At 61.2% G+C, this 12,688-nt stretch carries 10 protein-coding genes; 5 read left to right on the top strand and 5 right to left on the bottom strand.

The window, feature by feature from the left end:
• Positions 1 to 18 precede the first annotated feature (18 nt).
• On the bottom strand, positions 19 to 1,305 hold the full coding sequence (gene ccrA, locus RAK1035_RS06575) for a crotonyl-CoA carboxylase/reductase (RefSeq protein ID WP_008281344.1): 1,287 nt from the start codon (positions 1,303 to 1,305) through the stop codon (positions 19 to 21).
• Between the two features lie 135 nt (positions 1,306 to 1,440).
• Positions 1,441 to 2,814, bottom strand: coding sequence for a 1-acyl-sn-glycerol-3-phosphate acyltransferase (locus tag RAK1035_RS06570; protein ID WP_008281342.1), 1,374 nt, complete (start codon positions 2,812 to 2,814; stop codon positions 1,441 to 1,443).
• A 187-nt stretch (positions 2,815 to 3,001) separates the two neighbouring features.
• Between RAK1035_RS06570 and RAK1035_RS06565 the strand changes: the two genes are divergently transcribed.
• From RAK1035_RS06565 to RAK1035_RS06555, 3 genes are all read left to right on the top strand, one after another.
• Complete coding sequence (locus RAK1035_RS06565; protein ID WP_008281341.1) at positions 3,002 to 4,981, top strand: protein meaA; 1,980 nt, start codon at positions 3,002 to 3,004, stop codon at positions 4,979 to 4,981.
• The gene (locus RAK1035_RS06560; protein WP_008281340.1) at positions 4,978 to 5,424 is read left to right on the top strand and encodes a GNAT family N-acetyltransferase; all 447 of its coding nucleotides are present in this window, start codon (positions 4,978 to 4,980) and stop codon (positions 5,422 to 5,424) included. The genes RAK1035_RS06565 and RAK1035_RS06560 overlap by 4 nt, the downstream gene beginning before the upstream one ends.
• Before the next feature lie 114 nt (positions 5,425 to 5,538).
• Complete coding sequence (locus tag RAK1035_RS06555) at positions 5,539 to 6,801, top strand: sensor histidine kinase (RefSeq protein WP_008281339.1); 1,263 nt, start codon at positions 5,539 to 5,541, stop codon at positions 6,799 to 6,801.
• A 420-nt stretch (positions 6,802 to 7,221) separates the two neighbouring features.
• Here the strand turns inward: RAK1035_RS06555 and mepA are convergent, their stop codons facing one another.
• The 3 genes from mepA to RAK1035_RS06540 are packed head-to-tail and all read right to left on the bottom strand — an operon-like array spanning position 7,222 to position 10,111.
• Positions 7,222 to 8,145, bottom strand: coding sequence for a penicillin-insensitive murein endopeptidase (gene mepA, locus RAK1035_RS06550; protein WP_008281338.1), 924 nt, complete (start codon positions 8,143 to 8,145; stop codon positions 7,222 to 7,224).
• A complete protein-coding gene (locus tag RAK1035_RS06545; protein ID WP_008281337.1) occupies positions 8,130 to 9,509 on the bottom strand; it encodes an MFS transporter in 1,380 nt (459 codons plus the stop codon). The genes mepA and RAK1035_RS06545 overlap by 16 nt, the downstream gene beginning before the upstream one ends.
• Before the next feature lie 56 nt (positions 9,510 to 9,565).
• Entirely contained in the window at positions 9,566 to 10,111 is a 546-nt protein-coding gene (locus RAK1035_RS06540) for an acyl-CoA thioesterase (RefSeq protein WP_008281336.1), read from the bottom strand.
• 129 nt (positions 10,112 to 10,240) lie between these two features.
• Between RAK1035_RS06540 and RAK1035_RS06535 the strand changes: the two genes are divergently transcribed.
• Together RAK1035_RS06535 and recQ are read left to right on the top strand one after the other, a co-directional pair.
• Positions 10,241 to 10,528 (top strand): YggT family protein, encoded by a 288-nt coding sequence (locus RAK1035_RS06535; protein ID WP_008281335.1) that lies wholly within the window; start codon positions 10,241 to 10,243, stop codon positions 10,526 to 10,528.
• 79 nt (positions 10,529 to 10,607) lie between these two features.
• Complete coding sequence (recQ, locus tag RAK1035_RS06530) at positions 10,608 to 12,644, top strand: DNA helicase RecQ (protein WP_008281334.1); 2,037 nt, start codon at positions 10,608 to 10,610, stop codon at positions 12,642 to 12,644.
• Positions 12,645 to 12,688 lie beyond the last annotated feature (44 nt).

Here is a 12,688-nt window from a genome sequence, read left to right as displayed (position 1 = left end):
CCCTTTGCCAGACGCGCCTTACCGGCCGGCGTCCAGCACATCCTCCACCGTGCGCAGCCCGGTGCGTGGCGCCTGCACCAACACCGCCATATTGCCCGGCTTATGCTCGTTGCGCAGCATCTTGATATGCGCCTGCGGAATCTCTTCCCACGGGAACACCTCGGACATACAGGGATCAAGCCGCCGCTCGACCATCAGCTTATTGGCCGCCGCCGCCTGCTTGAGATGCGCAAAGTGGCTGCCCTGCAAACGCTTTTGATGCATCCACATATAGCGCACGTCAAAGGTACAGTTGAAACCGCTCGTCCCGGCGCAGATAACCACCATGCCGCCCTTTTTACACACCAGCGATGACACCGGGAATGTCGCCTCGCCGGGATGCTCGAACACCATATCGACGCTCACACCCTTGCCGGTGATGTCCCAGATCGCTTTGCCAAACTTGCGCGCCTCTTTCAGCCAATCGTTATACTCAGGCGAATTCACCTTGGGCAGTTGCCCCCAGCAGTTGAAATCCTTGCGGTTGATAACGCCCTTGGCCCCCTGATCCAGCACGAATTGCCGCTTGCTCTCGTCCGAGATGACGCCAATCGCGTTGGCCCCGGCGGTATTCGCCAGCTGGATCGCATAAGAGCCCAGACCGCCCGACGCGCCCCAGACCAGAACATTCTGACCGGGCTTGAGATCATGCGGCGCATGGCCAAACAGCATCCGATAGGCGGTGGCCAGCGTCAGCGTATAGCAGGCACTCTCTTCCCATGTCAGATGCTTGGGCCGCGGCATCAATTGCTGCGCCTGCACGCGGGTGAACTGCGCGAATGACCCGTCTCCGGTCTCATAGCCCCAGATGCGCTGCGTGGGCGAAAACATCGGATCGCCACCGTTGCAATCCTCATCGTCACCGTCGTCCTGATTGCAGTGGATCACCACCTCATCGCCGACCTTCCAGCGCTTGACCTTGTCGCCCACCTTCCACACGATCCCAGAGGCGTCAGACCCCGCGATGTGATAATCCTGCCCGTGCACATCAAAGGGGCTGATCGGCTGGCCCAGACCGGCCCAGACACCGTTGTAGTTAACGCCCGCCGCCATCACCAGAACCAGAACCTCTTGGCTGTCGATATCCCAGACATCGACCACTTCTTTTTGAAACGACACGTCGGGTTCGCCATGCCGCTCACGGCGAATGGCCCAAGCGTACATTTTCTTGGGCACATAGCCCAAGGGCGGCATTTCCCCTACCTCATACAGGTCCTTTTCGGGGGCGTCGTAGGGCGCGATGCCCGTCTTGGTATCCAGGGCCATGGTCAACCTCCTGTCTCAGAATGCCGCAATGCAGAATCGTCCGTCTTGCCCTGAAATACAAACGGCTAAGTAATAATGCAATAGCATTTGGTGATTTTTTGTAATTTTATAACCGAGCGGATGCAGAAAATCCGCCTATCCCCTGCTGCGCCCGCAAAATAGATGGTCGATCGACGCGGCATAATAGGCCACCACCGGCCGCTCTGCCTCGGTGATCACAAAGGCACCCTGCCGTTCTTCAATCATCCCGCGCTCGCGCAGCACCTGAATCCCGAACCGCGCCGCATATCCCAAATCCTTGCGCGGCAGATGCACATGCGCGCGCGGCACCGCGCCCAGCATCTCCGCCACCGCCGCATCAAGAGCGTCTCGCGTCAGCGGCCCCTCGGCCTGCATCAATGCCCGCGCCACCAAGGGCACCGGCAACACCGGCACTTCCGCCCCGATCCGCGCCATCAGGGCCCGCGCCAACCCCCTTAGCCCTGCCTCCGGATGGTCGCGCTCAAACTCCGCCAAAGACATCGGCGCGCCAAAACTCACCGCCGCATAGCCATGCCGGTGATAGCGCCGCCGCAGCCGCAGCCACACCTGCCGGAGCACGAATCCCGCAACGACAGAAATCCGCGCCGGAAACCGCCGCCCGCCCGCTTCCGCTGCGGCCACCAACAACCGATCCTCGAAGACCCGGTCATAATTGATCGCCACCGGCACAAACACCACGTCGCGCCCATCGGGGCTGCGCTCTTCCACCATATATTTCAAGAGGCCCAGCTTGGGCGGCTGCAATCCCCCCGTCAGGCTCAGCCCGCCCTCAGGAAACATCGCCTGTGTCACGCCCCCATCCGTCGCCATCCCGACATAGCGCGCCAGCACCCGGCGATAAAGATCACCGCGCGATTTGCGCCGGATGAAATAGGCTCCCATCGCCTTGATAAGCCGGCTCAGCGGCCAGACCCGCGCCCATTCCCCCACCGCATAGCTCAGCGCCGACCGCTCTGCCGCCAGCCATGTCACCAGCACATAATCCATATTGCTGCGGTGGTTCATCACAAAAACCACCGTCGCTTCGCGGTCTACCGCCGCCAGCGCCTCTTCGTCGAAATGCCCCAACCGCACCCGATACAGCGACCGGCTCAGCCATTTCGCCAGCTTGATCGCAATGCCGAAATAGGCGGTGGCGGAAAAGCTTGGCACGATTTCACGCGCATAGCGCTTGGCCTGCTCAAACGCCACGTTTTCGGGGATGCCCTCGGCCTGCGCATGGGCAGCAATCGCGCGGCTCACTTCGGGATCATAGATCAGCCGCTGGATCATGTCATAACGCCGTGCCAGCTTGAATGGCTCAATCGGGCGCTGCAACCGCGTGTTCAGCCGCGCCACCGCCCGCTCCAGCCTGCGCCGCAGAAACCATCGCACCGACGGAAAAAGAAAATGACTGGCAAAGGTGACGGCCGCAAACCCCACCAACAACACTAACGCCCAGAGCGGCATGTCCACGGTCTGTCCCATAGCGCCACCAAATCAGGGTTTTTGGTTTTGGTAAATGGCAACATCATCCTCGGGCTCGACCCGAGGACCTCCCCAAAAAACCTCCCACCCACATGCCGCAACGCAGCGAATTGACAGCGCAACCTTCTTGCCTATACCCTCCCTCGAAACGTAACAAAATTGCGCACCCTGATTCACGAGGCCCCGTATGTCGCAGCCGCAGCAAGACCGCCCCAAGGACAAGCCTTGGCTCATCCGCACCTATGCGGGCCATTCCACCGCCGCGAAATCCAACGCTCTCTACCGCGCCAATCTTGCCAAGGGGCAGACCGGCCTGTCGGTGGCCTTCGATCTGCCCACGCAAACGGGCTATGACAGCGATCATATCCTCAGCAAAGGCGAGGTGGGCAAGGTCGGCGTGCCCGTCTGCCACTTGGGCGACATGCGCGCGCTCTTCGCGGATATCCCGCTCGACCAGATGAACACCTCGATGACGATCAACGCCACCGCGCCGTGGCTTCTGGCACTCTATATCGCCGTGGCCGAGGAGCAGGGCGCCGATGTCACCGCCCTGCAAGGCACGGTGCAGAACGATCTGATCAAGGAATATCTCAGCCGGGGCACCTATATCTGCCCGCCCGCGCCCAGCCTGCGGATGATCGGCGATGTGGCCGAATACTGCTACACCAATGTGCCCAAATGGAATCCGATGAACGTCTGTTCCTACCATTTGCAAGAGGCAGGCGCCACGCCCGAGCAGGAACTGGCCTTTGCCCTCGCCACCGCCATCGCCGTCCTCGACGAATTGCGCCCCCGCGTGCCCGCCTCTGATTTCCCGGCGCTCGCGTCGCGGATTTCCTTCTTTGTCAACGCGGGCATCCGGTTCGTGACCGAAATGTGCAAGATGCGCGCCTTCGTTGATCTCTGGGATGAAATCCTGCGCGACCGCTACGGCGTGGACGATCCCAAACACCGCCGCTTCCGCTACGGCGTGCAGGTCAACTCCCTTGGCCTGACCGAGCAGCAGCCCGAGAATAACGTCTACCGCATACTGATCGAGATGCTGGCCGTCACCCTCTCGAAACGCGCCCGCGCCCGCGCGGTGCAACTGCCCGCCTGGAACGAGGCATTGGGCCTGCCCCGCCCTTGGGATCAGCAATGGTCGATGCGGATGCAACAGATCCTCGCCTATGAAACCGACCTCTTGGAATTCGATGACCTCTTCGATGGCAACCCCGCTGTGGATGCCAAGGTCGAGGCGCTCAAGGATGGCGCACGGCACGAATTGGCCAATCTCGAGTCCATGGGCGGCGCGGTGTCGGCCATCGAATACATGAAGTCCCGTCTGGTCGAGTCGAACGCAGACCGCCTTGGCCGGATCGAGCGGAATGAGACCATCGTTGTCGGCGTCAACCGCTGGCAGGCGGGCGAACCCTCGCCATTGCAAACCGAGGATGGCGGCATCATGACCGTTGATCCAGCGGTCGAGGCCGAACAGGTCGCGCGGCTCAATGACTGGCGCGCCGCGCGCGACACTGCCGCCGTAACCTCCGCACTTGCCGCCCTGCGTGCCGCCGCCGCAGAGGGGCGCAATGTGATGGAGCCGTCAATTGCCTGCGCCCGCGCCGGCGTCACCACTGGCGAATGGGCCGCACAGATGCGCGCCGTCTTTGGCGAATATCGCGGACCAACCGGCGTGTCTGCCAGCCCCTCGAACCGGACCGAAGGGTTGGATGACATTCGCGCTGCCGTCAGCGCGGTTTCCGACCGGCTTGGCCGACGCCTCAAGTTTCTTGTGGGCAAACCCGGTCTTGATGGCCATTCCAACGGGGCGGAACAAATCGCCTGCCGCGCCCGCGATTGCGGCATGGATATCGGATACGAGGGCATCCGCCTCACCCCCGAACAAATCGTCAATGCCGCGCTCGAGGATCGCGCCCATGTCGTCGGCCTCTCGATCCTCTCAGGCAGCCATATGCCGCTGGTCGAGGATCTGATGGACCGTATGCGCGCGGCTGGTCTGGGCGACGTGCCCGTGATCGTCGGCGGCATCATCCCCGAGGATGACGCCCGCCGCCTGCGCGAAATGGGCGTGGCACGGGTCTACACACCCAAGGATTTCGAGTTGAACACCATTATGATGGATATCGTCACGCTGGTCGATCCGCAGGCCGTGGCAGCGGAATGACCGCGGCCCTCACCATCCGCCAGGTAGAACCCGCTGATCGTCCCGCATGGGGCGATCTCTGGCGCGCCTATCTCGATTTCTACGAAACCACCCTGCCAGAGCAGGTTTATGACACCACCTTTGCACGCCTCCTCTCGCCGGATCACCCCGACCAGAACGGTCTGATTGCGCTTCTGGCCGGTCGCCCGGTCGGGCTCGTGCATTATATCTACCACGCGCATAATTGGCGTGTGGAACAGGTCTGCTACCTTCAGGATCTCTACGCCGCCCCCGAAGCGCGCGGCCTTGGCGTGGGCCGCGCCCTGATCGAGGCGGTCTATGCCCGCGCCGATGCAGATGGCCGCCCAACGGTTTACTGGATGACGCAAGAGTTCAACACCACCGCGCGTCAACTTTACGATCGCATCGCCACCGTGACCCCATTCATCAAGTATAGCCGTTAACCGCTGATCCGCTCCGGCCCTGCAACCTTTCGGTGGCGTGGTCCGGGGCATCTCGCCTATGCTCGCAGGACGTGCCTTTCGTTTCATCCCCATAGGTCCGCCCATAGGCCCGCCATGACCGACCCGGCTAAATACCGTCGCCAGATCGAGATCCTCCGACACGCGGATGCCACCTCCGTGACGGAAATTCTCACGCGCTACGCCATCGTCATCGGCGCGGCGCTCCTTTTGTGGATCAGCACGGGGCAAACCCTCATGCTGATCTGGGGGTTTGTCTATACCGTGCTCAACGGTGTCTATATCTTCGTGCTGCGCGCACCCAATTTGCCCAAGACGCGCGGGGCCTATTGCGCGCTTTTTCTGGCGAGTATGATCATTTCCACGTGGTATGCGGCAATGACCATCTATCTCACCACGCTCGACAGCCGGGCTTATGAATTCATCGGCATTTGCGGGCTGATCGGCCTTGGCCTCTACAATCTCAGCCGCCATACCGATCTGACTTTTCTGGCGCTGTGGGATACGCTCTTGCTCACGCTCTGTGTCATAGGCATCGTTCTGGCCTTTGTCGCCAAGACCGAGACCCAAAGCCATCAGGTCGCCATCGTCTTTGCCGGGTTCGGCATCAATGCCTATTACATGATGACCTATCTCTCGATGATGCGCACCCGCGCGACCCTGCGCAGCGCGCAAGAGGCCGAGGTGCAATCGCAAAAGATGCGCGCGGTCGGTCAACTGACCAGCGGCATCGCCCATGACTTCAACAACATCCTGACCGTGATCCGGGGCAATCTCGATCTCGCGTCGGAACTGCCCAATCTGGCAGAGCGCGAACTCATGCTGGACGAGGCCCGCGCCGGCACAGACCGCGCCGCCCATCTTGTTCGGCAGTTGCTGGCCTTCTCGCGCAAATCCCAAATGATGCGAAGCGATATCGCCCTTGGCCCCTTTCTCGAAGACTTCGCGGTTTCGCTGCGCCGCCTTTTGCCCGAAACGGTGCGCATCGCCCTCTCTGGCACACTGCCAGACCTCAGCCTGCGCGCGGATCGTCAGCTGTTGGAAACCGCGCTCTTGAACTGCGCCATCAACGCGCGCGATGCGATGCACCCCGAAGGCGGCATTTTGCGGCTCTCGGCCGTGGTCGACACAGCCGCGCACGAGGTGGCAATCCTGATCGAGGATACCGGCCCCGGCGTGCCCCCCGCCATGATCGACCGCATCACAGAGCCTTTCTTTACCACCAAGCAGGTGGGCGAGGGCTCAGGTCTCGGGCTGTCGATGGTCAAGGGCTTTGCTGAACAATCCGGCGGGCGGCTTGAGTTGCGCAATCACCCCTCTCACGGGCTACAGGTCGCGCTGATCCTGCCACTGGCCTGACACGGGCAAACCCCCTTGCAAGGGCCCGCACCCCGGATCTGAACCGCGCCTCAGGCCGCCCCCCTTGCGCGCGACGGCAGGCAGAGTACGGAAATGCCGCACGACCTTACATAATCCCCTTACACACCTTACGAAGCTTACACGCTGCGCCATCCAAATCAAAAGGGCCGTCCCAACCGGGAACGGCCCTCTAGAAGTCGCGGAGGTGGGCCGGTTAGGCGCACCAATTCAGGTCGTTTTCACCTCGGGGCTGCCCTAGGCGATCACCTCCCAAACTGTTCCGACACCTCGCTCCAATCCCTCTATAGACACTGGACCACCTCCTTTCGCTTGTTGAACTTACCCATAGGTTGCCACAGATTTTGCGCTTGTCAAAACAAAATCATGTGGTGCCCGCAAAATTTCTCGCATCATGCTGATTTATTCGGCTTGTAAAACGGCGACGCACTGCCCCGGCAGATCCGCCATTGTCAATTCGCGCTTGGGCTTGGGCGCAGGCGCATTGGGATCAGGTGGCGGCGGATTGAGGATATTGCGCACCCACTGTTCCGCCTCTGCACAGCCATCCCCCGGCGGCATCGCCTCCTGCGTCACGCAACCCGTTGTTCCGCTTGGACAATTCAGCCTGACATGAAAATGATAATGATGCCCATACCACGGCCGCACCTTGCGCAGCCACTCCCGATCACTGCCCTGTTCATCCTTGCACATCTGCGCCTTGGCCCCGGCGAAAATGAAAATCCGGGCTGTGCGCGGGTCCTTGGCAGCGGCTTTGACGATCTCGTGATGGGCGCGGGTCCACTGGCTGTTGGTATAGGCCCCGTTCGCCTTCTGCATTGAAATAGAAGAGATATTTTCTCTCTGCGCCACGCTGAGGTTTAGATTATCCGCCGGTCTTAGCCAGATATCGGCATCCAAACCCATCTGATGGCTGGCATGTCCCGTCAGCATCGGCCCACCCCGTGGTTGACTGATATCCCCCACATAGAGGCCGCTCCACCCCGGCTGCTGCGCCGCAACGCGCGACAATTTCTGAACCAGATCAATGGTTTCCGGGTGCCCCCAGTTGCGGTTGCGGCTCAGGCGCATGGCCTGCCACGTAGGCCCGCTCTCAGGCAGGGCCACGCCCCCCGCCAAACAGCCCTTGGCGTAGCTGCCATAGGCCGCCGGGCTATGTTCGGACGCACCCCGCTGCGCACCAAAAAGTTGTTTGGCTTGAATACCTTGCATCGACGCAGGGATGCTTTGGCTGGACAAAACGCCGGTTGCTTCGGGTTCCGGTTTAGACTGCATACAGCCCGCAAGCCCAAGCAAAAGCGCCGTGACGGCTACGATCCGACCCATGTTTCCTTGTCCCCTTCCGCTTTGACCCAGCGTAGCAGAACAAGGCCGATTACAAAAAGCAAAATCACAGGCGACACCCCGATGCGCGCCGACCCGCTGAGCGTGGTCACAAGGCCAATAAGTGCCGGTGCCATGAACGCCGTCGCCCGCCCCGAAAGCCCATAAAGTCCAAAGTTTTCAGTGGGTAAGGCCGGATCAGTATGCCGCACCATCAGTGACCGGCTAGACGCTTGCAGCACCCCGCCAAAGCCGCCGATCAATACGCCACAGCCGAAAAAGATCATATCCGGCAGCGTGGATCCCTCCGCCAAGGGCACCCCGAAAATCTGACTGCGATCCATACCCACCACGATGACGCAGACGCCGATCAAGGCCCAGATGGCGACCTTGATCACTGGCTTGGGCCCAAACCGCTTGTCCGCCTTGCCGCCCAACCAGCTAAACACCGCCCCGGCAATCGCCCCGATGATCCCGAACACCCCGACAGAGGTGATCGACCAGTTCAGCACCAGAATGGCATAGGTGCCGCCAAACCCGTACAATCCGTTAAGCGCGTCCCGGTAGAACATCGACGATCCCAAATAGGTGCTCAGGCTCAACCGATGCCGCAAGCTCTTGATTGTCTTCATTAATGTTCCAAGCGCCACCGCCACGCCGCCGCCATGCCCCCTTGGGCCCATGTCCCGCACCCATAGGAAATAGGGCACCATGAAGACCACGAACCAAAGCGCCGTGAATGGCCCCACGGCCCGCGTCCCTTCGCGCAGCGTGGCATCCAGCCCAAGGATCGGATCAAGCCCGATCAGGGTCTTGCCGCTTCCTTGCTCAACAAACAGCGCCAGCACGATCAAGAGCGACAGAACCCCGCCCAGATACCCAAAGGCAAAACCCGACCCAGAAATATCCCCCACCTCCTCCGGCTTGCCGAGCGAGGGCAGTTGCGAATTGATGAAAATCAGCGCGTATTCCGCCCCGACAAATCCGAACCCAAAGGCAATGAGCCCCCACCAAAGGTTTGATCCATCCGGCAACATGCCCCAAATCGCCGTGGCACCAATCACGTAAATCATTGAAAACACAATGATCCATGGCAATCGCCGCCCGGTGGTATCGGCAAAGGCCCCCAAAAACGGTGCCCCCAACCCGATGATCAGCCCCGTCGCCGTCAGACACCAAGACCACATCGCCTGTGCTTGCGCATCGGCCACTTCTTCGGGCAGGCCCGTGCCGATGAAATACTCTGACGCGACCGAGGCGAAATAGGGGCCAAAGATAAAGGTGACGAGCAGCGTGTGATAGGGTTGGCTGGCCCAGTCAAAGAAATACCAGCCCCAGATCCGCTTGCGTGGCGATACGCCTGTCATGCCCTAACCCCTTTTGTTTCAAAGGGATATGACAACCCTCACAGGCTTTGCGCAAGCTATTCCTGCGCATCCTGCATCGGTGGCCAAGGACGTGTGGCATCCGCAGCAATCCACGCTTGTGCCCAGTCCGGCAATGCGGGCGCCGCTATGTCTTGCCCTAATTCGGCCACCACGCGATCTGGGGCGATGATCCCCTCACGCCCCGTAATCGCCGCGCGTAACAAGATGTGGTTGGCACATTCGCCAGATGCTTTCCACATGGATTGCTCGACATAGACAAATTTGTCATCCCATGACAGCAACCGAGAGCGCATTTCGATCCGCTCCAACATGGTGATCCGGCGGCGATACCGCACACTCGCCCCGGCAATCGCCAAACCCCAGCGATTGCGCTTGAGCGCGCCAATCAGCCCCACACGCCCCGCCAGGGGTATTCGCCCCAGATCAAAGATCGTCAGCGTCCGACCATTGTTCAGCTCGCGCCACAGATCGATGTCCCAGGGCATGCAGATATGGTGCGAAACATGCGTCCCCGTAAGCGCGAGGCGCGGGGATTTGCGGTGCAGGAAAAGCTGCCACATCAGGCGCAGAACGGGGTACATCGGCAATCTCCTTCGCGGCTGGCTTGGCATTGCCACATTCATGCGTCAACCGCGACCGCGCGTCAGGCTTGCGCTTTGGCGCAGGCTTGCATAGGTCATAGGCGGCTAGACCCAGAGGATATTCGCCAAATGCAATCGCTTTTCCAGATCCTGATGCTCCTTCTCGACATCCTGTGGTTCTTTATCATCGCGCATGTGATCATGTCTTGGCTGATCAATTTTCAGGTTTTGAACCTGCGGCAGCAATTCGTCGCGCAGGTCTGGTATGGTCTCAATCGCCTGTTAGAGCCGATTTATGGCCGTGTGCGCCGGATTTTACCGCCAATGTCCGGCATCGACCTTGCACCGCTTGTTGTGCTGGTCGCGGTTTACGCGCTGCGGATCGTGCTGATCAACAATGCGGCGGCGTTTTACTGATCGCCGGGGCTTGTTCACCTAATCTTAGTGTGAAAAACCTCTTGTAAGAGCAGATATAGTCAAAACTTACAGGGGTCTCATGTCAGGCGCTGCCACGCTATTGCGCGATGTGTTCGGATTCGATGCCTTTCGTCCGGGGCAGGAAGAGATCATTCACACCGTCGCCACGGGTTGCAACACGCTGGCAATCATGCCCACGGGCGGTGGTAAATCCCTCTGCTTTCAAATCCCCGCGCTGATGCGCGAGGGGGTGACGGTTGTGATCTCACCGCTCATCGCCCTGATGCGCGATCAGGTCCGCGCCCTGCGCGCCGCGGGTGTCGAGGCGGGCGCGCTTACCTCTGGGAATACCGACGAAGAAACCGCCGAGGTCTGGCAAGCACTTGAGGCGGGGCGCTTGCGCCTGCTCTATATCGCGCCAGAACGGCTGGCGGCGGGGTCGTCGCTTGGCATGTTGCGCCGCATTGGCGTGGGCCTCATCGCCGTGGACGAGGCCCATTGCGTAAGCCAGTGGGGCCATGATTTCCGCCCCGATTATTTGCGGATTGGGGAACTCAGGCGCGCGCTCAATGTGCCGCTTGCCGCCTTTACCGCCACCGCCGATGCCGAAACCCGTGACGAGATCGTCGAAAAACTGTTTGACGGACAGCCGCCACAAACCTTCTTGCAAGGCTTTGACCGGCCCAATATCCATATGGCCTTTGCCGCCAAGGACAATCCGCGCGCGCAGATCATGGCCTTTGCCGCCGCGCGCAAGGGACAGTCTGGCATCGTCTATTGCGGCACCCGCGCCAAGACCGAAACCCTCGCACGCGCGCTATTGGATGCGGGGCACTCTGCCTGCGCCTATCATGGCGGGATGGAGGCCGAGGCCCGGCGCATCGTCGAAGGCCGCTTCAGCAGCGAGGATGGGTTGATCGTTGTGGCCACCGTCGCCTTTGGCATGGGGGTGGACAAACCGGATATCCGATGGGTTGCACATGCCGACCTGCCCAAATCCATCGAAGGCTATTATCAGGAAATTGGCCGCGCCGGGCGCGATGGCGCACCGGCCGAGACCCTCACGCTCTTTGGTCCCGACGACATCCGCCTGCGCCGCACCCAGATTGACGAAGGGCTTGCCCCACCGGAACGGCGCATGGCCGATCACGGGCGGCTCAATGCTCTTTTGGGTTTGGCAGAGGCGCTGGAATGCCGCCGGGCCACGCTCTTGCGCTATTTCGGCGAGCAGGCCACACCCTGTGGCAATTGTGACCTCTGCGATACCCCACCCGAAACGTTTGACGGCACCGAGGCCGTGCGCAAGGCGCTCTCGGCGATCCTGCGCACCGGTGAGAGCTTTGGCTCTGGCCATCTGATCGACATCCTCACCGGCACCGCCACCGAAAAGGTGCGCCAACGCGGCCACGAGGCGCTGCCAACCTTTGGTGTCGGGCGCGACATGGACAAACGCGGTTGGCAGGGGGTTTTTCGCCAAATGATGGGCCACGACCTGATCCGGCCCGACCGTGAGCGGCATGGCGCGCTGGTGATGACAGAGACCGCCCGCCCGATCCTGCGTGGCGAAGAAGGCGTGACCCTGCGCCGCGACACGATCGACCATACCCCGCGCCCCGCTGTGCGCGCGCTTGTGTCGGACGAGGATGCGCCGCTCCTTTCGGCGCTCAAGGCCAAACGCCGTGCCTTGGCAGAGGCGGCAGGCGTGCCCGCCTATATCGTCTTCAACGACCGAACCCTGATAGAGATGGCCGAAACCCGGCCAGAAACACTGGATCAAATGGCCCGGATCAGCGGCGTCGGCGCCAAAAAGCTGGAGCGCTTCGGCGCCGAATTCCTCGAAGTCATCACCGGCGCGCGAGAGCCTGTGCATCCCACCCGCCGCAAACTGGCCGGCAGCACCGCTGGAGAGGTCTACGACCGCCTGATGCAGGCGCAGGCCGATCTGAACCGGGGAGAGACGGGCATTGACCGCCCGCTCAGTTGCTCTTCCGCGCTCCTGGCCAAGGTTGCCAGCCAGCGACCCCGCACCGCACAAGAGATGCAACGTCTTCTGGGCGAGAAATACGCCGACCGCTTCGGCGCGGCGTTTCTCGCGGCATTACATCTGCAAGAGTGATGGAACCTGCCTGACCAAGCCCTGCTGCTCCGTTGTTGTTCACC

The sequence above is a fragment of the Roseovarius sp. AK1035 genome, assembly GCF_003288315.1.
In the GTDB taxonomy this organism is placed as follows: Bacteria; Pseudomonadota; Alphaproteobacteria; order Rhodobacterales; family Rhodobacteraceae; genus Roseovarius; species Roseovarius mucosus_A.
The sequence above is the reverse complement of the archived record's forward strand: the minus strand, read 5'-3'. Positions and strand labels throughout refer to the sequence as shown.